The sequence below is a fragment of the Oryzobacter terrae genome (genome assembly GCF_042756445.1).
GTDB classification, from domain to species: Bacteria; Actinomycetota; Actinomycetes; order Actinomycetales; family Dermatophilaceae; genus Oryzobacter; species Oryzobacter terrae.
In genome coordinates this window covers 3,495,170-3,517,457 of sequence record NZ_CP170578.1, presented here as the reverse complement: position 1 = coordinate 3,517,457, position 22,288 = coordinate 3,495,170, and the positions used below count along the sequence as shown (strand labels likewise).

Below are 22,288 nucleotides of genomic sequence, written 5' to 3'. Positions count from 1 at the left end.
CGGACATCCTCTCAGGCGGGGGGCGACGTCAGCCCGGCGGGCACTTGGCCCCTGCCGCCGCCGCGGCAGCTGCGGCGGAGGTGAGGCCGGGAGGGACACACGGGACGACGACCCTGCCGCTCACCACCTCGGACCGCAGGATCGCGAGACGGTCTGCCACCCCCTCGAGGTGGCCGCCACTCGTCGCCAGGAACAGGCCGCCGTCCGCGAGGTCGGTCACCCGCCGTCCGGCCTCGAGACGCCCGGCGAGGAAGTCGTCGACTGCCGCCCGCGTCGCGACGTCGAACCGTTTCACGGTGGAGGTGAGCACGTGCTCACGGGACCGAGGCGAGGTCTGCCAGCGATCGTCGTGGTAGGCGTCCACGTCCGCGCCGATGACCCAGAGGTCACGGCGGTTCTCCTCGGCCAGCCGGGTCACGGTGCTCAGGGCCCCGAGCTGTGCGGTCCCCGATGCCGTGTAGACGACGTCCGCCCCACCGTCGACCATCGCCTGCGCACCAGCAGCGGACAACGAGGCGTCGACGAAGCCGTCGTAGCGAGGCGGGGTCGACAAGTAGGCGACCGCGACGACGACGTCGGGATCGGCGGCTGCGGCTCCGGCGACGAAGCCTGCCTCGAAGCGTCGCAACACGGCCGTGTCGACACCACCCAGGAACCCCACTTTCCCGGTCCGCGTCGTGAGGGCCGCCGCCGCACCGGCGAGGTAGGCGCTCTCCTGGTCGGCGAACGCCAGGACGGTGACGTTGGGCCCCTCTCCCTCCCGCTCGACGAGGAGGTAGCGCGTCGACGGATGACGCCGCGCCATCGTCGTGAAGTCGATGTCGAGGGCCGTGCTCACGACGAGGTCGACGTGGCCGCGGGCCGCGACGGCATCGACCTCCGCCGTCGCACCAGGCTCGACGACGACCTTCTCCCGGACCAGCTCCCGTCCCGTCCCCGCGTCGTCCAGCCCTCGCTCCACCAGCACGTGGACGTCCCCGTCATCGTGCACGACAAGGGAGACGTGCGGAGCCGCACGACCGGCGAGGACCAGAGCCACGGTCACCGACGCCACCAACGCCACCACCGCGACGCACAGCATCAGCAGCCGGCGACGTGAACGCCGGTCCATCCGCTCCCGTTGCGCCTCTTCCTCGCGCGCCCGTTGCTCGGCGTCGCGGGCGACCTCGAGTCCGGCCCCGAGGAAGGCCCGCTCGCGCTCGGTCAGGACGAGGACGCCCTCGCGCTCCCACGAGGACACCTCGTCGAGCCGAGTGCGCGGGAGCAGGTAGGCGGGGTCGCGACCGGTGACCTCCCAGGCGTCCAGCGCGGTGACGAACGCCTGGTGACGGCGGATGGTCGTCCGGTGCCGCTCGACGAGCTCCCGCAGCCAGGGCCACTCGAGGAAGAGTGCGTCGTGCGAGAGCTCGACGGTCCCGCCCCCGTCGGCGTCCCGGTCGTAGGTGACGAGGCGAAGGTCGTTGAGGCGCCCCAGCACGTGCGACACCACGAGGGGGTCCGGTGCGGTGGCCGCCACCTCTCCGACCCGCAGCACGCGACGGCGGGCGCGGCCCACGTCGTCGACGTCGCTCAGCCGCACGAGGAGCTGGGCGAGCGCGGCCTCCTCGTCCCGGCCGAGCTCGGCACGGAACGCCTGGGCACGTCGGACGAGGGCGCCGCGGACCCCGCCGACGGCGCGGTGGTCAGCGAGGGTCAGGACCGCTCCGTCGGCGTGGTCGAACAGGGCGGTGAGGGCGTACTGGAGGAGGGGCAGCGCCGCCGGCTGGGCGACCGTGTCCCCGATGAGCTCGGCGAGCAGCGCCGGCTCGACCCCTCGGCCCACCCGGGCGGCCGGTGCCCGCACCACCTCCTCGAGCTCGGCGGCGGTCAGCTGCAGGAGGTTGACGACCGCCCCGGTGAAGACCCGCGCGAACAGTGGGTGCTCCAGCGGCTGGTCGTAGTGGTCGGCCCGCAGTGCCGCGACGACCCTGAGGCGCCCCCGGGCCTCGACCTCCCGGGCGAGCCAGGTGAGGACGCTTCCCGACTCCGGAGCGGCCAGGAGGTCCTCGAGCTGGTCGATGACGAGGACCACCGCCCCTCCCTCCCCTGCCGTCGCCTCGGCCGCTGCCACCGCCGCGCGCAGCTGGTCCTCCGAGCCCGCCCGAGGAGCCATGGCGACCACGCACCGTGCGAGACCCAGGACGGCACCGTGCCGAAGCCGGGGCACCAGGCCCGCGAGCAGGACGCTCGACTTCCCGCCGCCGGAAGGGCCGACGAGCACGAGCAGCCGGGAGCCGTCCTCCAGCCGGGAGACGAGGTCGTCGACGACACCGACGCGGCCGAAGAAGTCCGCTGCGTCGTCCTCGGTGAAGGGCCGCAGCCCTTTGTAGGGGTTCCGTCCGGCGGCGGCCTCGGCCGTGCCGTCAAGGGAGGGGTCGTGGAGGAGCATCCTCTCGTGGAGCTGCACGAGGCGCGGCGAGGGATCCACGCCCAGCTCCTCGGCGAGGAGGAGTCGCAGCGTCGCGAACGACCGGAGCGCGTGCGCGTGGCGTCCGCGCCGGTAGTCCGCCTCCATCTCGGCGGCGCGCGCCTCCTCCCCGTAGGGGTCGATGGCGAGCGACCGCCGGGCGGCCGATGCCGCGGTCTCGAGATCGCCGTGGCCCAGGGCGCAGCGGGCGAGCTGGTCCCAGACGTCGGTGCGCAGCCGGTCGAGGGGCGCGACGACCTCGGCCCGCACCCCGTCCTCACGGATGTCCTCCAGCGGAGAGTTCTCGCACCTCGCCGCGGCCGGCCGCAGCACCTCGAGCGCGGCTGACCGGTCACCCGTCGACTCCAAGGCCCTGGCGCGGAGCAGGGCTGCTTCGACGAGACCGGCATCGACCTCGCTCGGGGCGAGGTCGATGAGATAGCCGGGCCGACGGGTCAGGACGAGGGGCCGGCCGCACGCCGCGAGGAAGAGTCGCCGCAGGTCCGAGACGTAGACCTGGACGGCGTGGGCGGCGGTTCGCGGAGGATCCTCGCCCCACAGTGCCGAGACGAGGTGGTCGACGTCGACGACCCGGCCCGCACGGCTCAGCAGGAGCGCGAGCAGAGCGCGCTGTCGCGGCGGGCCGAGGTCGAGCGGGAGACCGTCGACCTCGACCGCCACCGCGCCGAGGAGGCGACCCAGGACGCGGGGGCGACGTGCGCGGACGTCGCGGGGGACGGTGACGGCCGGGTCCACGCGGCATCCTCCGTTCCCGCGTCACGCGCGCATGTCAGACGGACCCTCGGTCGTGAATGTACGCCCGGCCGTCCGCGGCCGACAGTGCCGTGGTGGGCGAGGTCTCAGCGAGCCCGCATCGTGCCGACGAGGACGTCGGTGATGCCCTGAGCGTCGTCGCACGGCCCGGGCCAGTAGGTTCCGACGAGGGTGCCGTGTCCTCGCAGTGCGGTGTGGCGACCCGTTCCGCCGACCACCGTCCACACGCCGCGGTCGCTGGGGAGACACGGCTGGTACGTCGCGTGGATCCGCACGGTGAACGAGCCCGACCCGTCGGAACAGGTGAAGACCTTCTCGAGGTCGAACACGAGCTTCTTGCGGCGCTCGGTGACGGTGACGCCACCCGGCTCAGCGGTCGTGCCCGACGCGCACGGCCCGCCGTCGGCGGTGAACGTGCCCTCCTCGCCGAGGACCGAGTCGGCGGTGAGGGTGACCGACGGGTCTGCGGCCATGGCGATGGTGGCCGGCTGCACGATGCCGACACCGGCGAGCCCCGTGACGAGCAGGACGCGCGAGATCCGGTGGGCCCGCGGGATGGATGTGGTCATGGTCGGCTCCTCCGCTCCGCCCGGCCGCTCCTGGACCGGGTCGTGGGTCAGAGCGTCCGCGCCACCGCTCAACGATCGCTCAACGCGGACGGCGGGGCACCCCGGTGTGGGGAGCCCCGCCGTCACGGGCGGAACGGGTCAGCGGACCCGGTCGGTGTCGACGATGTCGATGCGGATCTGGCGACCGCCGGCGAGCGCACCCATGACGGTGCGCAGCGCGCTGGCGGTCCGGCCGGAGCGGCCGATGACGCGACCGAGGTCCTCGGGGTGCACGCGCACCTCGAGGATCTCACCGCGCCGCAGCTCCTTGCGCCGGACCTGGACCTCGTCCTTGTGGTCGACGATGCCGGTGACGAGGTGCTCGAGGGCCTCCTCGAGCACCGTCAGGCCTTCTCGTCCGTGGACTCGGTGGCCTCGGCGGCCGGGGCCTCGGCCACGGGGGCCTCGGTGGCGGTCGCGTCGGCGTCGACGTCGGTGCTCTCGGCCGCGGCGGCACCGGAGTCGGTGTCGGCGGCGACGGGGGCGGCCTCGGCGGCCGGGGTCTCCTCGACGGGGGCCTCGGCCTTCTTGGCCGCACGCTTCTTCGCGGTGGTGGCGCCCGAGGTGTCCTCGGCGGCGCTCTTGCCGGCAGCGGCGAGGGCGGCCTCGTAGAGGTCCTTCTTCGGCGTCTTCGCGGCCTTGACCTTCAGCGTGCCCTCGGTGCCGGGCTCACCCTTGTACTTCTGCCAGTCACCGGTGATCTTCAGGAGGGCGGCGACGGCCTCGGTCGGCTGGGCGCCGTTGCCGAGCCAGTACAGCGCGCGCTCGCTGTCGATGTCGATGAACGAGGGCTCCTCGGTGGGGTGGTACTTGCCGATCTCCTCGATGGCCCGGCCATCACGCTTGGTGCGCGAGTCCATGACGACGACGCGGTAGTACGGTGCACGGATCTTGCCCATGCGCTTCAGACGGATCTTGACGGCCACGGTGGTGGTCACTCCTTGGTTCATGGTGAGCGCGGCGAGACCGCGCACGGATCGCGCGGGGTGCCGGATGCTCGGTGTAGGCGTCCGGTCCGGTGGCCGCTGGTGCGTGCCGTCCGGACGGGTACAGCCGTCCATTGTGCCAGATCCCCGGGGGTGCCCCCGACCTCGGGCCGCCCCGCGACGTGGGCTCAGCGGTTGCGCCAGGCGTCCGGCGCCGCCGCCATCTGGCGCACCCGCGCGGGCAGCGAGCCGGTGAGGACGTCCTCGAGGGTGGTCCCGTCGAGGACCTCGCGCAGGCTCGAGCGCACGGCGACCCACACCGTCGGCAGGTGCCGGGCGACCCCCTCGTAGCTCGTCTCGTGCGGTCGCAGGCCGCGGACCTCGGCGAGCGGACCGTCGACGGCGCGGAACACGTCACCGAGCGAGACCTCCGCCGCCGGCCGCGCGAGGGCGTACCCACCGCGGGCGCCGCGGGTGCTGACGACGAGGGCGGCTCCCCGCAGGTCCGCCGCGATGGCCTCGAGGAACTTGCGCGGCAGCTCCTGCCGATGGGCCAGGGTCTCGACGCTCACGAGGCCGAGACCGTCACGCTGCGCCTCGGCGAGGATGAGCATCGCCCTCACCGCGTAGTCGGTGCGTGCCGAGATGTCCACGCCGCCAGTGTGGCGCAGCCCCTGACGGCCGGGCGCCACCGAACTATCGTGGCGCCGTGCTCGTGTACTCGATGACCGTCTCGGTCGACGGCTTCGTCACCGACCGCGGGGGCGACATCGGGTTCAGCACCCCCAGCGACGAGGTGTTCGCCGCCCACCACGACGAGGTCGCCTCGCTCGGGGCGTACCTGCTGGGGCGCCGCCTGTACGAGGCGATGCTCGTCTGGGAGACCGACCCCGCGTTCCGCCGGACCGCGGCGCACGCAGCCTTCGCCGACGTGTGGTGCGCCCTGCCCAAGGTCGTCTTCAGCCAGACGCTCGGGACGGTCTCCGGCAACGCCCGGCTCGCGACGGGGTCGGTGGCCGAGGAGGTCGACGCGGCGCTCGCGGCCGCCGACGGTGACGTCTCCATCGGCGGGCCGGACCTGGCCGCGCAGGCCTTCGGCCTCGGGCTCGTCGACGAGCTGCGCGTGTTCCGCGCGCCGGCCGTCGTCGGTGGCGGGACGCCCTACCTCCCACCGGTCGGGACCACCCTGGCCTTCGACCTCGTCGAGGCCCGGCCCTTCGACAACGGCATCGTCCTCGAGCGCTACCGCCGGACCGGCGCCGGGCGCGCTCAGCGGTAGGGGTCGGTGACCTCGCGCAGGGCCTCGAGTGCCTCGCGCAGCTGCGCCATCCGCTCGGGGCCGAGGTGGTCGCACCACTCGGCCTCGATCCGGTCCTCCTCGGCGCGCGCGTGCGGGATGACCGCGTGGGAGCGGGCGGTGAGCCGCACGAGCCGTGCCCGGCCGTCGGCGGGGTCCGGGACGCGCTCGACGTAGCCGGCGCGCTCGAGCTTGTCGACGAGCGCGGTCGCCGTCTGCTTGGCGATCTGGGCGCGAGCCGCCAGCACGCTCAGCCGGGTGCCGTCGGGGTCGATGCCCATCATGAGGCGGCTCTGGGCGATGGTGATGTCGTCGAACCCCGAGCCCTGGACCGCCTCGAAGATGCGGGCCGAGGCCGCTCGGGCGGCGATGAACATCAACAGGCTGGTCGGCAGCGGACGGGTCATCTCACCTCTTCACATAGTCCCACAGTCGAACTATAGTAGTCCGATCATAGGACCATTGTAGGGACGGGAGCCATGATGGAGCGGCGTGCGGTGACGGTCGACTTCTGGTTCGACCCGGTGTGCCCGTACTCGTGGACGGCGTCGCGCTGGCTGCACGAGGTCGGCCGGCGTCGTCCGCTCGTCGTGCGCCACCACGTCATGAGCCTCTACCTGGCCAACGAGCACCGCACCGACGTCGCCGCGGACTACCGACGCACCGTCGAGGCGACGCGCGGACCGGCCCGGGTGGCCACCGCCGCGGCCACGCGCTTCGGGGAGGAGGTCCTCGGCGACCTCTACACGGCGTTCGGCGAGCTCGTCTTCGACGAGTGGCGCCGGCCGTCGGCGCAGCAGTACCGCGAGGTGCTGCGGGTCGCCCTCCCGCGGGTGGGCCTGCCCCTCGACCTCGAGGACGCCATGGAGTCCGAGGAGCACGACGCGGCGATGCGGACCAGCCACGAGGCCGGGGTCGCCCTCGTCGGGAGCGAGGTCGGGACGCCGATCACCTCCATCGAGGGCGTCGCGTTCTTCGGACCCGTCCTCAACGCGATCCCCCGGGGAGCCGAGGCCGAGGACGTCTTCGAGGGCGCCCGCCTCCTCGCGAGGTACCCGCAGTTCTTCGAGCTGAAGCGGACCCGGGAACGACCCCCGGTCTTCACCTGAAGGAGGAGCAGATGACCACGATGACCACCGCCGACACGGACGCCCTCTGGGCCGGCATCGACGACCAGCGAGCCCGGACGACGCGCCTGCTCGAGGGCCTCTCGGCCGACCAGTGGGACCACCCCTCGCTGTGCCGGGGCTGGACCGTGCGCCACGTCGCCGCCCACCTCACCCTGCAGCAGCAGACCCTCGGGGACCTGTTCGGCTTCATGGCCCGCCATCCCCGGATGCTGCGCAGCGTCACCCTCAACGCGACGATCCGGGAGTCGGCGGTCATCAGGGCACGGGAGCTGACGACCACCGAGATCACCGACGCCATCCGCGCCACGATCGGCTCGCGCCGCCACAACTCCTTCGTCACCCCGCTGGAGACGCTGACCGACGCCCTCGTGCACAGCCAGGACATCGCGGTCCCGCTGGCCCTGGACCTCGAGATGCGACCAGGGCCCTGCGCCCTCGCCGCGACCCGCCGCTGGGACACGCGGGGGACCTGGCTCGCGTGGGTCAACCGACGCCTGCCCCTCGACGGCCACCGGTTCCGCGCCACCGACGTCGACTGGGAGCGCGGCCGGGGCACGGAGGTCGCCGGTCCGATCGGGGCGATCCTGCTCCTGCTCACCGGGCGACCCGCCGCGCTGGGCCGGCTCTCCGGGGAGGGCGCCGACGTCCTCCGCGCCGCCGCCCAGGAGGGCTGATGAGGTTCGACCTCTCGACGACGGCCTCACCCGAACAGGTCCGCCGCGCGTTCACGGACTTCTCGGCGCGCCGGCTGCGCACGTGGCACCGCACCCTCGACCCGGCGACGTACGAGCTGCGCGGCCTCGGCGAGGACTGGGCCGAGGCGAAGGAGAGCAGCCCCCGGTCACCGGTGTGGGTGGTCTCCCGCTACGACTGGTCGGATCCGGAGATCGTCCGCTGGGTCTTCGTCGAGGCCAGCTACGGCGGGGGCGGCGAGGGCCTCGTCCGGGCGACCCCCCGGCCGGGCGGGGGCAGCCTCGTGCGGGCGGAGTGGACCTCGACCGACATCCGCCGGCAACGGCTGCTCCTCTTCGTCGTGCACCACACGGCGCTGCACCGGATGATCCAGCGGCAGTGGATCCCGACCCTCGACGAGTACGCCGCCGAGGAGCGAGGGGTCCGGGGCTGAGCGGCGACGCCGGCCGACCTCAGATGGCGAGGGCGGGCTCGGCGTCGGTGGCGTCGGCCGGGCGCGAGGCACGGGCGTGGACGGTCTCGCCCGGCTCGAACCGCTGGCGGTCGGCCTCGGCACGGGTGACCTGGGCCGCGAAGCGCTCGCCCGTGTCGGCGCGCAGCTCGACGCGCACCTCGAAGCCGAGGCGCACGACGCGCTCGACCGTCGCCTCGACGACGCCGGGAGAGCCGGGGATGCGGGCGTCAGCGGTGTGCGCCGCCGTGCGGTCGCGCTCGAGGACGATGTCGTGGGGGCGGACGAGCTGCCCGCCGAGCCGGGCCACCGAGCCGAGGAAGGACATGACGAAGTCGTTGGCCGGCCGCTCGTAGAGGGAGACCGGGTCGCCCACCTGCTCGATGCGGCCGTGGTTGAGCACCGCGATCCGGTCGGCGACGTCGAGCGCCTCCTCCTGGTCGTGGGTGACGAGGACGGTGGTGACGTGGACCTCGTCGTGGAGCCGGCGCAGCCACCGGCGCAGGTCGGCCCGGACCTTGGCGTCGAGCGCGCCGAAGGGCTCGTCGAGGAGGAGGACCTGGGGGTCGACCGCGAGGGCGCGCGCGAGCGCCATCCGCTGCCGCTGGCCGCCGGAGAGCTGCGAGGGGTACCGGTGCTGGAAGCCGTCGAGCCCGACGATCTCGAGGAGCTCGTCGACCTTCGTCTTCACCTCGGCCTTGGGCCGCTTGCGGATCGTCAGGCCGAAGGCGACGTTGTCGCGCACCGTCATGTGCTTGAACGCGGCGTAGTGCTGGAAGACGAACCCGATGCCGCGCTTCTGCGGGGGCTGGTGGGTGACGTCGACGCCGCCGATCGTGACGACGCCCCCGTCGAGGCCCTCGAGCCCGGCGATGGAGCGCAGCAGCGTCGACTTGCCCGACCCGCTCGGCCCGAGGAGCGCGGTGAGCGAGCCCGACGGGATCTCGATGCCGACGTCGTCGAGCGCGACGAAGTCGCCGTAGGTCTTGCGGGCGTTCGTGACGGTGATCATCGGGTGCTCCTCTTGCGGTCGAGCAGGGTCATGAACAGCAGCGTCGCCATCGCCAGCCCCATGAGGAGGGTGGCCGCGGCGTAGGCGCCGTAGGTGTTGTGGTCGTCGATGTAGCGCGAGTGGACGAGGAGGGTCAGGGTCTGCGAGACCCCGGGGAAGCCCGAGGAGACCATGATCACCGCGCCGAACTCGCCGAGGGCCCGGGCGACGGTGAGGATCACCCCGTAGGTCAGCCCCCACCGGATGGCGGGCAGGGTGATCCGCCAGAAGGTCTGCCACGCCGAGGCCCCGAGGGTCGAGGCCGCCTGTTCCTGCTCGACACCGATCTCGTGCAGGACCGGCTCGACCTCGCGGACGACGAAGGGCAGCGTGACGAAGACCGTGGCGATGACCATGCCGGGCAGGCCGAAGATCACCTTGATGCCGGTCGACTGCTCGATGCCGCCGAACCACCCCGAGACGCCCCACAGCATGATGAGCGAGACGCCGACGACGATCGGCGACACCGCGAACGGCAGGTCGACGATGGCCTGGACGGCCCCGCGGAACGGCACCTTCCACCGGGCCAGGGCGATCGCGGTGACGACACCGAAGACGACGTTGAGCGGCACGACGATCGCGACGATGAGCAGCGAGAGGTTGAGGGCGGCGATCGAGGCGGGGGTCTGGACCGACTCGACGAACGCGCCGACGCCCGGGGCGAAGGTCCGCCAGAGGATGACGCCGATCGGCACCGCGAGGAGGCCGACGAGGTAGAGCAGCGCGACGGAGCGCAGCGTGATCGTGGTCGAGCGCGACGTCCTCACGAGCGGGCCTGCTGGCGCTGGGTCCAGCCCGACCACAGCCGGAGGACGAACAGGGTGAGGAAGGAGACGGCGAGGAGGGAGACCGACACCGCGGCGGCGTTGACCGGGCGGTCGATCTCGATCTGCTGCTGGATGTACTGCGACACGACCTGGGTCTCGCGCGGGATGTTGCCGCCGATGAGGACGACCGAGCCGTACTCCCCCACCGCGCGGGCGAACGCCAGCCCGGTGCCGCCGATGATGGCGGGCGCCAGCGTCGGCAGGACGATCCGGCGGAAGGTGGCCCGGTTGGACGCGCCGAGCGAGGCCGCGGCCTCCTCGACCTCGCGGTCGAGCTCGATGAGCACCGGCTGGACCGAGCGCACGACGAAGGGCAGCGTCACGAAGGCCAGCGCCACGACGAGCGCCCACCGGGTGGCGTTGAGGTGGATGCCGACGGGGCTGTTCGGCCCGTAGAGCGAGAGCAGCACGATGCTCGCGACGATCGTCGGCAGCGCGAACGGCAGGTCGATGAGCGCGTTGACGACGCGCTTGCCGGGGAACTCGTCGCGCACGAGCACCCACGCGATGAGCGTGCCCATGACCGCGTTGACGATCGCGACGACGGCCGAGACGCCGAGGGTCACCCCGAGCGCGGCGAGGGCGACGGGTGCGGTCACGGCGTCCCAGAAGCCCGCGAGCCCCTCGTCGAAGGAGCGCACGGTGAGGGCGGCCAGGGGCAGCAGCACGATGACGCTGAGCCAGAGCCCGACGACGCCGAGGCCGAGGGCGCGCCCGGGCGTGGCCGCGGGCCGGCGCCCCTCCGTGGTGGGAGGGGCGCCGGCCGGCTGCTCCGACGGTGGTGCGGGTGCGGTGGACGAGTCCCCGCGGGGAAGGGTCGTCGCGGTCATGGCTGCCTCGTTACTGGGTGGCGGCGTCGTAGATCTTGGCGATCGACCCGACGTCCTTCTTGAACAGCGAGCCGTCGACCGTCTTCCAGCCACCGAGGTCGTCGATGGTCCAGAGCTTCTCGGGCTCGGGGAAGTCGCTCGCGAACTCCTTGGCGACGGTGGCGTCGACCGGGCGGAAGCCGGCCTCGGCCCAGAGCCTCTGCGCCTCGGGCGTGTAGAGGAAGTCGTTGAACGCCTGGGCCTTCTCGGCGTTCTTGCCCTTGCTCACCACGGCCGCGGGGTTCTCGATCTTGAACGTCTGCGGCGGGGTGACGTGCTCGACCGGGTCGCCCTTGCGCTCGATGAACAGCGCCTCGTTCTCGTAGGACAGCAGGACGTCGCCGCTGCCCTGGAGGAAGGACTCGGTGGCCTCGCGGCCCGACTTCGGCTGGATCTTCACGTGCTCGCCGACGAGCTCGGTGATGTACGCGAGGCCGGCGGCCTGGTCGGCGCCACCGTTGCTCTTCGCGGCGTACGGCGCGAGGAGGTTCCACTTCGCCGAGCCGGAGGAGAACGGGTTGGGGGTGACGACCTCGATCCCGGGCTGGAGCAGGTCGTCCCAGTCCTTGATGCCCTTGGGGTTGCCCTTGCGCACGATGATCGTGACGACCGAGCCGAAGGGAAGCCCCTTGTCGGCGTTGGCGTTCCAGCCGGCGTCGACCAGGCCGGCGTCGACGAGGCGGGTGACGTCGGGCTCGACCGAGAAGTTGACGAAGTCGGCCTCGGCGCCGGCCTCCACCTTGCGCGACTGGTCGCCGGACGCGCCGTAGGACTGCTGGAACTGCACGCCCTTGCCCGCCTCGGTCGCCTGGAAGGCGGGGATCAGCTTGTCGAAGCCGACCTTGGGGACGGCGTACGCGTAGAGGTTGATGGTGCTCGTCGCGGCGCCCTCGGCCGCGGGAGAGGCGTCCGCCCCGGCGACGTCACTGGCCCCACCGCCGGCACAGGCGGACATCACCATCGACGCGCTGACGGCGACGGCGGCGAGGGCGATGCGGTTCCTGCTCATCTGGGTGCTCCTGGTGTGTGACCCCGGGGTGGGGCGAGGCGCCGTGACGGCGCTTTCCTATGCGATGAGTAGGAGTTTGTATAGGGCTAGGTTATCGGTCAAATAACGTCGCCTTATGTCTCGCGATGTGAACACGCGCGGTGGGATCGTCGCGTGTGCTCAGGTGGTCGCCGGGGCCACCACCTCGGCACACGAGCCCGAGCCTCCCCGCGGCGTGTGCTCAGGTGGTCGCCCCGGCGACCACCTCGGCACACGCGCCGGGAGGGAGGGCCGGGCGGGGGTCAGCCGCGGACGACGGCTCCGCGCAGGACGACGGCCGTCGGGTGGGCGAGGACGCCGACGCCCTCGCGGGGGTCGGCGGCGTACACGACGAGGTCGGCCTCCTCACCCTCCTCGATGCCGGGGCGGCCGAGCCAGGCTCGGGCCCCCCACGTCGCCGCGTCGAGCGCCTCGAGGGCGCTGAACCCGCACCTCGTCAGCCGTTCGACCTCCTGGCCGACGAGCCCGTGCGGCAGCGAGCCGCCGGCGTCGGTGCCGACGTACACGGCGATGCCCGCGTCGCGGGCGGCCGCGATGGTGTCGTACCGGCGCGCGTGGAGGTCGAGCATGTGCGCGTGGTACCCCGGGAACTTCTCCTTCGCGGGCTCGGCGATGGCGGGGAAGGTGTCGATGTTGACGAGCGTCGGCACGATCGCGATGCCCTGGCGCGCGAAGGCCTCGATCGTGTCCGGAACCAGCCCCACCGCGTGCTCGACGCAGTCGGTCCCGGCCGCCGCGAGGTCGACGAGCGACTCCTCCCCGAAGCAGTGTGCGGTGACGCGCGCCCCCTCCTCGTGCGCCGCGGCGACCGCCTCGGCGAGGACGTCGGCGGGCCAGCACGGGGTGAGGTCGCCGGCGTCGCGGTCGATCCAGTCGCCGACGAGCTTGACCCACCCGTCGCCGGCCCGGGCCTCGGTCCGGACCCGCTCGACGAGGTCCTCGGGCTCGACCTCCCACGCGTAGTCACGGATGTAGCGACGGGTGCGGGCGATGTGCCGACCGGCCCGGACGATGCGCGGCAGGTCGGCACGCTCGTCGACCCAGCGGGTGTCCGACGGCGACCCGGCGTCGCGGATGAGGAGGGTCCCGGCGTCGCGGTCGCCGAGGGCCTGCGCCTCGGCGGTCTCGCGGTCGACGGCGCCGTGGGCGTCGAGGCCGACGTGGCAGTGCGCGTCGACGAGGCCGGGGAGGACCCAGCCGTCGACGCGGGTGACCTCGTGCTCGCCCGCCGGCCGGTCGTAGGTGATCCGCCCGCCGACGACCCAGGCCTGCGGCCGCACCTCCTCCCGCCCGACGAGGACCGGTCCGGTGAGGTGCAGCACCTGTGCCATGGCCCGACCCTAACCGGCACCCCTCGTCACCGGCTGGACGTGAGAGAACTCTCTCGATACATTTCTCTCACGTTCTGCGGACAGGAGGCACCCCGTGGCCAACCCCTACGGCGACATCGAGCTCGACGCCACCGGCATGCGCGCCCTGGCCCACCCGGTGCGGGTGCGCGTCCTCAGCGAGCTCCAGCGCCACGGCCCGAGCACCGCGACCCGCCTCTCCCCCGCGGTCGGCGCGACCCCGTCGGTCACGAGCTGGCACCTGCGCCACCTCGCCGCCCACGGCCTCGTGCGTGACACGCAGGGGCGGGGAACCGGCCGCGAGCGCTGGTGGGAGGCCGCGAGCCGCGGGGTGCGCTTCTCCCCCACCGCTCCCGGGGCGCGGGAGGCCGCCCACGTGCTGCGCCAGGTCATGGAGGAGGCCGACGGCGACGTCCTCGCCGACTGGGAGCGCGACGTCGAGCCGACCCTCCCCGAGGCGTGGCTCGACGTCGCCGTCCGGGCCAGCACCCGGGTGCTCGTCACCCTCGAGGAGGCCGCCGCCATCGAGGCACGGGTCGAGGAGCTGCTCGCCCCCTACGTGCTGCGCAAGGACGACCCCGCCTCGGCGCCGGCCGGGGCCCGCTCGGTGCGCCTCGTCCGCTACACCCTCCCCGACGCGGAGGACGGTGATGCCTGAGCCGGAGGCCCTCGCCGGAGCGGCCGCGCCGCCGGTGCGGCGCCCCCTTCGGCGAGACCGGCGCTTCCTCACGTCCTGGTCGGCGCAGTCGGTCTCCGAGCTCGGGGACCGCGTGTCCGAGCTGGCCGTGCCCCTCGTCGCCGTCACCGTCCTCGACGCGAGCGCCACCGAGGTCGGCCTCCTGTCGGCCGTCATCTGGCTGCCCAACCTCGTCGCCCTCGTCGTGGGCGCGTGGGTCGACCGCCGACCGCGCAAGCGCCCCCTGCTCGTCGGGGCCGACCTGGCCCGCGCCGTCGTCGTCCTCACGGTCCCCGCGGCCGCCCTGCTCGAGGTCCTGACCCTCGCCCAGCTCTTCGTCGTCGCCGGCCTGCTCGGGGCGTGGTCGACCCTGTTCCGCTCGGCGTGGCAGCCGTTCTTCGTCGCCCTCGTGCGGCGCGACCAGTACGTCGAGGCCAACAGCCTGATGAGTGCGACCCGCTCGGGCTCGTTCATCGTCGGACCCGCCGTCGGGGGCGGGCTCGTCCAGGTGCTCACGGCACCCTTCGCCCTCGCCGTCGACGGGGTGTCCTTCCTCCTCTCGGCCCTGCTGCTGCGGCGGGTCGACGTCACCGAGACGCCTCCGCCCGTCACCGACGAGGACGTCCCGCTGAGGACGCGCCTCGCCGAGGGGATGCGGGTCGTCGTGCGGCACCCGGTCCTCGCTCCGGCCCTGCGCTGCGTGGCCTGGGTGAACCTCTTCACGATCATGGTCAGCGCGCTGCTCGTCGTCTTCGCGGCCCGTGACCTCGACCTCGGCGCCGCGACCATCGGGATCGCCCTCGGCGTGGGGTCGGCCGGCGCGCTCCTGGGGGCGGTGACCGCCGGGCGGATCGCCGGGTGGATCGGCACGGGGCGCACCATCGCCCTCGGGACGCTGCTCTTCACGGCGCCGATGGCCCTCGTCCCCCTCGCGAGCGGCTCGACCCTCGCCAGGGCCGCGGTGCTCGCCGGGGTGGAGGCCGTCAGCGGCTTCGGGGTCATGCTCCTCGACGTCAACCTCAACGCCGTGATGGCCGCCGTCATCCCCGACGACGTGCGGGCCCGGGTCCAGGGCGCCTTCACGACGGTCAACTACGGCGTCCGGCCGCTGGGTGCGGCTCTCGGCGGCGTCCTCGCGGGCGTCGTGGGCACCGGACCCACGCTCGTCGTCGGCGGGGTCGGCGGCGCGCTCGGCGTGCTCTGGCTGCTGCGGTCCCCGGTGATCGCGATCCGCTCGGTCGACGACCTCGAGGACCCGAACCCCGCCTGACCGCAGCCGGAGCCTCTCCGTCATCGGGGCCGGGGCGCGGCCGACCCCCGGCTAGCCGCCGGTCGGCTGGTCGTCGACAGTCCGCCGGCCGCCGCCCGCGGCGCGCACGACCCGTCGGACCGTCTCGGTGACGACCTGCGGGGCGTCGCTGTGGACCCAGTGGCCCGCGCCGTTGACCGTGACGAGGCGGGTGCGGGGGAACAGGCCGCGCATCGTCGCGACGTCGGTGTCGCGGACGTAGCCCGACGCCGAGCCGACGAGCCACACGACCGGGCCCTGCCACGGGTCGGCCTGCAGCACAGGGAAGTCCGCGATGTCGGACTCACCACCCCGCTCGGCGTCAGCGGCGATGAGCGCGAGGTTGGCCTGCCACGACCACCGGGTGCCGGACCTGCGGAGGTTCTGCAGGAGGAAGGCCTTGACGGCCGGGTCGGGCTCGTCGAAGCGGCTCTCGGCGTCGGCGCGGCTCGTCAGCTCGGACAGCGGCAGGGCGCGCATCTCGTCGATGTAGCCGCGGAAGCGGTCGAGGTCGCCGTAGTCCTTCGGGGCGATGTCGACGACGACGAGGCTCGCGACGAGCCGCGGGTGGGTCAGGGTGAGGACCATGGCGACCTTGCCGCCGAGGCTGTGCCCGACGACGACCCAGGGCTCCCCCGGCGCCGCGGCCTCGAGGGCCCGGGCGACCTCGGCGGCGTAGCCCTCGTACGAGAACTCCTGCGACCACGGTGAGCGCCCGTGGTCCGGGAGGTCGACGAGGAGGCAGCGCGCTCCGGTCCCGTCGGGTCCGGCGACGGCCTTGGCCACCTGGGTCCAGTTGCGGCCCTGCCCGAACAGCCCGTGGAGGAACGCGACGCGCGGGCCGGCCGAACCGACCGAGGTCGTGAACAGCCGTGTGGCGGCGTCGCCCTCGCTCACGTCCCGAGGAACTTCTCGAAGCCCTTGGGCAGCTGTGCCGGGTCGATCGAGGACGGGTCGAACGGCGCTGCCGCGTCCTGCCCGGCACCGGCACCGCCGAACGCGCCGCCCGCCGGCGCCTTGGGTCCGCCACCGGCGGCGGCCGCCCGCTGCTCGGCGGCGCGCTTGGCCGGGTTGCCCGACTTCGACTTCCTGCGCTGCTGCGGCTGCTGCTGCCGGCCGCGCTTGCCGGGGCCGGACCCGCCGCCGGGCATCCCCGGCATCCCGGGCATGCCACCACCGCGGGCGAGCTGCTTCATCATCTTCTGGGCCTCGCCGAACCGCTCGAGGAGCGAGTTGACCTCGGAGGTCGTGACGCCCGACCCCTTCGCGATGCGCGAGCGGCGGGAGCCGTTGATGAGCTTGGGGTGGTTGCGCTCGAACGGGGTCATCGAGCGGACCATGGCCTCGACCCGGTCGAACTCCTTCTCGTCGAACGCGTCGATCTGGGCCTTCATCTGGCCCATGCCGGGCATCATCCCGAGGATCGACTTCAGCGATCCCATCTTCTTGATGGCGGCCATCTGCTGGAGGAAGTCGTCGAAGGTGAAGTCCTCGGCCGCGAGGAACTTGCGCTCCATCTCGGCGGCCTCGGAGCGGTCGAACGCCTTCTCGGCCTGCTCGATGAGGGTGAGGACGTCACCCATGTCGAGGATGCGCGACGCCATCCGGTCGGGGTGGAAGACCTCGAAGTCGCCCAGGCCCTCACCGGTGGAGGCGTACATGATCGGCCGCCCGGTGACCGAGGCGACCGACAGCGCGGCGCCACCGCGCGCGTCGCCGTCGAGCTTGGAGAGGACGACGCCGGTGAAGTCGACGCCCTCGAGGAAGGCCTCGGCCGTCTCGACGGCGGCCTGCCCGATCATCGCGTCGATGACGAAGAGGACCTCGTCGGGCTCGATCGCGGCCCGGATGTCGGCGGCCTGCTGCATGAGGTCGGCGTCGACGGCGAGGCGGCCGGCGGTGTCGACGATGACGACGTCGTGCTGCTTCGCGCGGGCCTCGGCGATGCCGGCGCGCGAGACCGACACGGGGTCGCCGTACGAGCGGGTGCCCTCGGTGCCGCCGCTGACGGCGTCGTGGCCGCCGACGTTGCCCCGCTCGGGGGCGAAGACCGGCACCCCCGCGCGCTGGGCGACGACCTCGAGCTGGGTGACCGCGTTGGGGCGCTGGAGGTCGGCGGCGACGAGGATCGGGGTGTGGCCCTGGCCCTTGAGATGCGTCGCGAGCTTGCCGGCCAGGGTCGTCTTGCCCGAGCCCTGGAGGCCGGCGAGCATGATGACGGTGGGCGGGTTCTTGGCGAAGCGCAGCGTGCGGGTCTCGCCGCCGAGGATGGCGACGAGCTCCTCGTTGACGATCTTGACGACCTGCTGCGCCGGGTTGAGCGCCTCGCTGACCTCGGCACCCAGGGCCCGCTCGCGGACCTTGTGGGTGAACTCCTTGACGACCGGCAGCGCGACGTCGGCGTCGAGCAGGGCCATCCGGATGTCGCGGACGGTCTTGTTGACGTCGGACTCCGACAGGCGGCCCTTGGTGCGGAGGTTCTTGAAGGTCGCGGTCAGGCGGTCGGACAGGCTCGTGAACACCGCAGAAGCCTAACGGTTGGAGGGATCCCGCCCCGACGGCTGCCCGCGGGGCCGGGTCACCGGAACCTCCGGTCGGACACCCCGAAGGTTCCCCTGCCCCACCGGAGGTTCCGGCATCAGGCGGGAAAGGGGAGGCTCAGGAGGGGTCGACGCCGTCGCACGTGTCGATGACGAGGCTGACGGCCTGGGCGACCCGGGCCGGCGGCAGCGGGAGGTCGTCGGTGCCCGTGAGGTAGAAGGTGTCGAGCGTCTGGCCGGCGTAGGTGGCGATGTGCGCCGAGCGCACCGAGATCCCGGCACCGGCGAGCGCCGCCCCGAGCTCGTGGAGCAGCCCCGGGCGGTCCTGGGCGCGGACCTCGAGGACGGTGGAGTCGCTGCTGGCGCCCGGGACGACGAGCGCCCGCGCCTGCCCCGGGGCCCCGAGCCCGCTCTGCCCGGAGGGTCGTGGCAGGTGGGCCCGCCGCCGGTCGAGGGTCGACAGCGGCCCCCGGTCGCCCAGGGCGAGGCGACCCAGGCCGCGCTCGATGCGGGTGGGGTCGGGCACCGCGCCGCTCGGGGACTCGACGTGCCACTCGTTGACGGCGATCCCCTCGACGGTGCGCAGGATGGCGGTGCGCACGGTGTGACCCTCGGCGGCGAGGAGCCCGGCGGTGTCCGCGAACAGGCCGACGCGGTCGAGGTCGGTGATGTCGAGGCGGTGCGAGCCGCCGTTGTCGATGACCCGCACCCGCGGTTCGCCGGCGCGGACGGCCGCGACGAGCTCCTCGGGCAGGGACGCCGGGCCGTCGGGCGAGTCCGACGCGGCGGCGTCGACGGCCGACGTCGTGTGGCCGTCGAGCCGGAGGCGCACGGCGACGGCGAGCTGGTCGAGCAGGGTGGCCCGCCAGTCGGTCCAGGCCAGCGGCCCGGCCGCCGAGGCATCGGCCTCGGTGAGGGCGAGGAGGATCTCGAAGACCTCGCGGTCCCCGCCGACCGCGGCGACGGCGGCGTCGACGGTCGCGGGGTCCTGGTGGTCGCGTCGGGTCGCGAGCTCGATGAGGGTGAGGTGCTCGCGCACGAGGGTGACGAGGACGTCGACGTCGCGCGGCGAGTAGCCCCACCGGGTCGCGACGACGCGGGTCGTCTCGGCTCCCGTGACGGAGTGGTCGTGGGCCCCCCGGACCTTGCCGATGTCGTGGAGCAGGGCGGCGACGAGGAGCAGGTCGGGGCGCGAGGTCCGGCGGACGAGCCCGGCGGCGCGCACGACGGTCTCGACGAGGTGGCGGTCGACCGTGTGGCGGTGCACCGCGTTGCGCTGGGGGCGGGAGCGGACCGCGGCCCACTCGGGCAGCCAGGTGTCGACGACGCCGACCTGGTCGAGCCCCTCCCACACGGTCACCAGGCCGGGCCCCGACGCCAGGAGGTCGCCGAGGAGGTCGCGGGTCGCGGTGGTCCACGGCTCGGTGGGCTCCGGGGAGGTCCTCGCGAGGTTGTCGAGGGTGGCCGGGGCGACGGGCAGCCCGGCCCGCGAGGCGACGACCCCCGCGCGCAGCGGCATCGTCGCGTCGGCCTCGGCGAGGCGGGCGGAGCCGAGGACGACCTCACCGTCGCTGGCGAACAGGCCGTGGCCGAGCGGCGTCATCTGGGGGCGGCGCGGGCCGACGCGCAGGGTGCGCGCCCGCTGCGACTGGCCGGCGCGGCGCAGCGTGCCGTCGAGGGCGTACGCGATGAGGCGCCCGGCGGAGGAGACCGCGGTGAGGAGGTCGTCGGCGTCGGAGTGGCCGAGGAGGGCGGAGACGGCGTCGTGCTCCTCGCGGCCGAGGCGGTCGCGCCCGCGGCCGGTGACGACGTGGACGGCGTCACGGACGTCGAGGAGGAGCCCGTGGGCCGCGTCGACCCCGCCGTGGGGGCGGTCGGCCAGCCAGGCCTCGGCGAGCGCGTTGAGGACGGTCATGTCCCGCAGGCCGCCGTGGGCCTCCTTGAGCTCGGGCTCGATGGACTGCGCGAGGTCGCCCTGCCGCTGGTGGCGGGCGAGCACGGCCTCGACGAGCTGGGGCAGCCGCTTGCGGGCGTTGCCCCGCCAGTCGTGGGCGACGGTGGAGCGGGCCGCGGCGACGAGCTCGGCGTCGCCGGCGAGCGGGGTGAGGTCGAGCAGCCCGACGGCGGCGGTGAGGTCACCGGCGGCGACCTGGCGGCACTGGCTCACCGTGCGGACGCTGTGGTCGAGGCGCACACCGGCGTCCCAGATCGGGTACCAGATGCGGTCGGCGAGCGCGGTGAGCTCCTTCGCGGGCAGCGAGCGCTCGGAGTGGAGCAGGACGAGGTCGTAGTCGGAGAGCGGGCCGGCGTCGCCGCGGCCCAGGCTCCCGACGGCGGCGAGGGCGACCCCCTCGATGCGCGATCCCCCGGTGGCCGTCCGCCAGACGTCGGCGAGCCAGTCCCGGTTGAACGCGGAGAGGGCCTCCCGGCGCGCCCGGCCGGCACCCGCGACGGCGAAGTCGCGGGTGCCGGCCAGGTCGAGCCGCCTGGAGCCGATCTCGCTCGAGGGGGTGGACATCGGTCAGATCGCCTCGACGCCGCGCTCCCCGGTGCGGACCCGGGCCACGTCCTCGACGGGGACGACCCAGATCTTGCCGTCACCGATGCGGCCGGTCTGCGCGGCCTTGAGGATGACGTCGACGACCGACGTGGCGTCCATGTCGTCGACGAGGACCTCGATGCGCGACTTCGGGACGAAGTCGACGGTGTACTCCGCACCGCGGTAGACCTCGCTGTGCCCGCGCTGGCGGCCGTAGCCGTGGGCCTCGCTGATGGTCATGCCCTGGATGCCGAAGGCCTCGAGGGCCTCCTTCACCTCGTCGAGCTGGTGCGGCTTGATGATCGCGGTGACGAGCTTCATGAGGTGGCTCCTTCGAGGTCCTTGGAGGAGGAGGTCTCGTCGTGGTGGCGGGCGTCGTGCTGGGCACCGAATCCGGTGACCCCCATCCGACCGCCGCGCGAGACGAGGTCGTAGCCCGACTCGGCGTGCTCGGCCTGGTCGATGCCGGCGACCTCGACGTCCTCGGGGATCCGCCAGCCCATCGTCGCCTTGAGGGCCAGGGCGATGACGAGGGTGACGACACCGGAGATGAGGAGGGAGCCGAGGGCGACGAGGATCTGCACGCCCGTCTGGTCGAAGCCGTCACCGTAGAACAGGCCACCGCTCGTCGCGAGCAGGCCCGCGCCGATGGTGCCCCAGAGGCCGGCGACGAGGTGCACGCCGACGACGTCGAGCGAGTCGTCGTAGCCGAAGCGGAACTTCAGGCCGACGGCGAGGGCCGAGAGCCCACCGGCGACGACGCCGAGGACGATCGAGCCGAGCGGGCTGAGCGCGCCACAGGCCGGGGTGATGGCGACGAGGCCGGCGACGACACCGGAGGCGGCGCCGACGGAGGTGGCATGGCCGTCACGGAACTTCTCCACGACGAGCCAGCCGAGCATCGCGGCGCAGGTCGCGGCCGTGGTGTTGATCCACACGAGGGCGGCGGTCTCGTCGGCCGCGAGCTCGGAGCCCGCGTTGAAGCCGAACCAGCCGAACCAGAGGAGCCCGGCGCCGATCATCGTGAGCGGCACGTTGTGCGGACGCATGGCGGTCTTGCCGAAGCCGAGCCGCTGCCCGACGACGAGCGCCAGGACGAGGCCGGCCATGCCGGCGTTGATGTGGACGACGGTGCCACCGGCGAAGTCGATCGGGGCGACGTTCGCGGCGCCGTCGGTCGTGCCGAAGACGAGGCCGGACAGGCTGGTCTCGGCGCCCGAGAGCAGGCCACCGCCCCAGACCATGTGCGCGATCGGGAAGTAGGCGAAGGTGACCCAGAGGGCGGAGAAGACCATCCAGGTGGAGAACTTGACGCGGTCGGCCACCGCACCGCTGATGAGCGCGACGGTGATGACCGCGAAGGTCAGCTGGAACCCGACGAACGCGAGCTCGGGGATGTTGCCGTAGCCCTCGTAGCCGAAGGGGTTGATGATCGCGTCGGTGTTGGCGAGGCCGAACTTCTCGAAGGGGTTGGCGATGATCCCCGCGACGTTCTCGCTGCCGAAGGACATCGAGTAGCCGTAGAGGACGTAGATGATGCCGACGACGCCCATGGCGCCGAACGACATCATCATCATGTTCAGGACGGACTTGGCCCGGGTCATGCCGCCGTAGAAGAGGGCGAGACCGGGGACCGTCATGAGGAGGACGAGGGAGGCGCAGAGGATGACGAACGCGGTTGACGCGTAGTCGACGGTCTCTGCTGCCTCCGCGAGGGGCATCAGTGCTGTGCTCATGACGACAACGGTGACGGCGCGGCGTTTCGCCCCCGGCCGT

At 73.3% G+C, this 22,288-nt stretch carries 22 protein-coding genes; 6 read left to right on the top strand and 16 right to left on the bottom strand.

Annotated features, from left to right (window positions below):
- Positions 1-28: 28 nt before the first annotated feature.
- The 5 genes from ACFWN3_RS16850 to ACFWN3_RS16830 all read right to left on the bottom strand — a co-directional run bounded on the left by ACFWN3_RS16850 (position 29) and on the right by ACFWN3_RS16830 (position 5,407).
- The gene (locus tag ACFWN3_RS16850) at positions 29-3,202 is read right to left on the bottom strand and encodes a BMP family ABC transporter substrate-binding protein (protein ID WP_377641584.1); all 3,174 of its coding nucleotides are present in this window, start codon (positions 3,200-3,202) and stop codon (positions 29-31) included.
- A gap of 104 nt (positions 3,203-3,306) precedes the next feature.
- Positions 3,307-3,789, bottom strand: coding sequence for a hypothetical protein (locus ACFWN3_RS16845; RefSeq protein ID WP_377641582.1), 483 nt, complete (start codon positions 3,787-3,789; stop codon positions 3,307-3,309).
- A gap of 138 nt (positions 3,790-3,927) precedes the next feature.
- Positions 3,928-4,170 (bottom strand): RNA-binding protein, encoded by a 243-nt coding sequence (locus ACFWN3_RS16840; protein WP_377641580.1) that lies wholly within the window; start codon positions 4,168-4,170, stop codon positions 3,928-3,930.
- A gap of 2 nt (positions 4,171-4,172) precedes the next feature.
- On the bottom strand, positions 4,173-4,754 hold the full coding sequence (gene rpsP, locus ACFWN3_RS16835; protein WP_377645639.1) for a 30S ribosomal protein S16: 582 nt from the start codon (positions 4,752-4,754) through the stop codon (positions 4,173-4,175).
- A 188-nt stretch (positions 4,755-4,942) separates the two neighbouring features.
- Positions 4,943-5,407 carry an RrF2 family transcriptional regulator gene (locus ACFWN3_RS16830; protein ID WP_377641578.1) on the bottom strand — a complete coding sequence of 155 codons (465 nt, stop codon included), beginning with the start codon at positions 5,405-5,407 and terminating at the stop codon, positions 4,943-4,945.
- Positions 5,408-5,463: 56 nt separating this feature from the next.
- Here ACFWN3_RS16830 and ACFWN3_RS16825 point away from each other — a divergent pair, with 56 nt between their 5' ends.
- Complete coding sequence (locus ACFWN3_RS16825; protein WP_377641576.1) at positions 5,464-6,033, top strand: dihydrofolate reductase family protein; 570 nt, start codon at positions 5,464-5,466, stop codon at positions 6,031-6,033.
- On the opposite strand, the gene ACFWN3_RS16820 is transcribed toward ACFWN3_RS16825, so the two are convergent.
- Positions 6,024-6,458, bottom strand: a complete 435-nt coding sequence (locus ACFWN3_RS16820) for a MarR family winged helix-turn-helix transcriptional regulator (RefSeq protein ID WP_377641574.1) — start codon at positions 6,456-6,458, stop codon at positions 6,024-6,026. The genes ACFWN3_RS16825 and ACFWN3_RS16820 overlap by 10 nt on opposite strands.
- A gap of 72 nt (positions 6,459-6,530) precedes the next feature.
- Between ACFWN3_RS16820 and ACFWN3_RS16815 the strand changes: the two genes are divergently transcribed.
- From ACFWN3_RS16815 to ACFWN3_RS16805, 3 genes are read left to right on the top strand one after another with little or no spacing between them, the layout of a single operon-like run.
- Positions 6,531-7,160, top strand: coding sequence for a DsbA family protein (locus tag ACFWN3_RS16815; RefSeq protein ID WP_377641572.1), 630 nt, complete (start codon positions 6,531-6,533; stop codon positions 7,158-7,160).
- 11 nt (positions 7,161-7,171) lie between these two features.
- Complete coding sequence (locus ACFWN3_RS16810; protein ID WP_377641570.1) at positions 7,172-7,855, top strand: maleylpyruvate isomerase family mycothiol-dependent enzyme; 684 nt, start codon at positions 7,172-7,174, stop codon at positions 7,853-7,855.
- Positions 7,855-8,307: a hypothetical protein gene (locus tag ACFWN3_RS16805; protein WP_377641568.1), complete on the top strand. Its 453-nt coding sequence runs from the start codon at positions 7,855-7,857 to the stop codon at positions 8,305-8,307. The genes ACFWN3_RS16810 and ACFWN3_RS16805 overlap by 1 nt, the downstream gene beginning before the upstream one ends.
- Positions 8,308-8,326: 19 nt before the next feature.
- On the opposite strand, the gene ACFWN3_RS16800 is transcribed toward ACFWN3_RS16805, so the two are convergent.
- From ACFWN3_RS16800 to ACFWN3_RS16780, 5 genes are all read right to left on the bottom strand, one after another.
- Entirely contained in the window at positions 8,327-9,337 is a 1,011-nt protein-coding gene (locus ACFWN3_RS16800; protein ID WP_377641566.1) for a sulfate/molybdate ABC transporter ATP-binding protein, read from the bottom strand.
- Positions 9,334-10,143, bottom strand: a complete 810-nt coding sequence (locus ACFWN3_RS16795; protein ID WP_377641564.1) for a sulfate ABC transporter permease — start codon at positions 10,141-10,143, stop codon at positions 9,334-9,336. The genes ACFWN3_RS16800 and ACFWN3_RS16795 overlap by 4 nt, the downstream gene beginning before the upstream one ends.
- On the bottom strand, positions 10,140-11,033 hold the full coding sequence (gene cysT, locus ACFWN3_RS16790; protein ID WP_377641562.1) for a sulfate ABC transporter permease subunit CysT: 894 nt from the start codon (positions 11,031-11,033) through the stop codon (positions 10,140-10,142). Before cysT ends, ACFWN3_RS16795 begins: the two co-directional genes overlap by 4 nt.
- 10 nt (positions 11,034-11,043) lie before the next feature.
- Positions 11,044-12,081 carry a sulfate ABC transporter substrate-binding protein gene (locus tag ACFWN3_RS16785; protein WP_377641560.1) on the bottom strand — a complete coding sequence of 346 codons (1,038 nt, stop codon included), beginning with the start codon at positions 12,079-12,081 and terminating at the stop codon, positions 11,044-11,046.
- A gap of 281 nt (positions 12,082-12,362) precedes the next feature.
- Positions 12,363-13,451 carry an amidohydrolase family protein gene (locus tag ACFWN3_RS16780; protein ID WP_377641558.1) on the bottom strand — a complete coding sequence of 363 codons (1,089 nt, stop codon included), beginning with the start codon at positions 13,449-13,451 and terminating at the stop codon, positions 12,363-12,365.
- Positions 13,452-13,545: 94 nt separating this feature from the next.
- On the opposite strand from ACFWN3_RS16780, the gene ACFWN3_RS16775 reads away from it, so the two are divergent.
- Together ACFWN3_RS16775 and ACFWN3_RS16770 are read left to right on the top strand one after the other, a co-directional pair.
- Positions 13,546-14,127 carry an ArsR/SmtB family transcription factor gene (locus ACFWN3_RS16775; protein WP_377641556.1) on the top strand — a complete coding sequence of 194 codons (582 nt, stop codon included), beginning with the start codon at positions 13,546-13,548 and terminating at the stop codon, positions 14,125-14,127.
- Positions 14,120-15,415, top strand: coding sequence for an MFS transporter (locus ACFWN3_RS16770; RefSeq protein WP_377641554.1), 1,296 nt, complete (start codon positions 14,120-14,122; stop codon positions 15,413-15,415). The genes ACFWN3_RS16775 and ACFWN3_RS16770 overlap by 8 nt, the downstream gene beginning before the upstream one ends.
- Before the next feature lie 51 nt (positions 15,416-15,466).
- Here ACFWN3_RS16770 and ACFWN3_RS16765 read toward each other — a convergent pair whose 3' ends face one another.
- The 5 genes from ACFWN3_RS16765 to ACFWN3_RS16745 form a co-directional block, all read right to left on the bottom strand.
- Positions 15,467-16,330 carry an alpha/beta fold hydrolase gene (locus tag ACFWN3_RS16765; RefSeq protein ID WP_377641552.1) on the bottom strand — a complete coding sequence of 288 codons (864 nt, stop codon included), beginning with the start codon at positions 16,328-16,330 and terminating at the stop codon, positions 15,467-15,469.
- A complete protein-coding gene (gene ffh, locus ACFWN3_RS16760; protein ID WP_377641550.1) occupies positions 16,327-17,955 on the bottom strand; it encodes a signal recognition particle protein in 1,629 nt (542 codons plus the stop codon). The genes ACFWN3_RS16765 and ffh overlap by 4 nt, the downstream gene beginning before the upstream one ends.
- Positions 17,956-18,091: 136 nt before the next feature.
- Positions 18,092-20,491: a [protein-PII] uridylyltransferase gene (locus ACFWN3_RS16755; RefSeq protein ID WP_377641548.1), complete on the bottom strand. Its 2,400-nt coding sequence runs from the start codon at positions 20,489-20,491 to the stop codon at positions 18,092-18,094.
- Between the two features lie 3 nt (positions 20,492-20,494).
- Positions 20,495-20,833, bottom strand: coding sequence for a P-II family nitrogen regulator (locus ACFWN3_RS16750; protein ID WP_377641546.1), 339 nt, complete (start codon positions 20,831-20,833; stop codon positions 20,495-20,497).
- The gene (locus ACFWN3_RS16745) at positions 20,830-22,248 is read right to left on the bottom strand and encodes an ammonium transporter (protein ID WP_377641544.1); all 1,419 of its coding nucleotides are present in this window, start codon (positions 22,246-22,248) and stop codon (positions 20,830-20,832) included. The genes ACFWN3_RS16750 and ACFWN3_RS16745 overlap by 4 nt, the downstream gene beginning before the upstream one ends.
- Positions 22,249-22,288 lie beyond the last annotated feature (40 nt).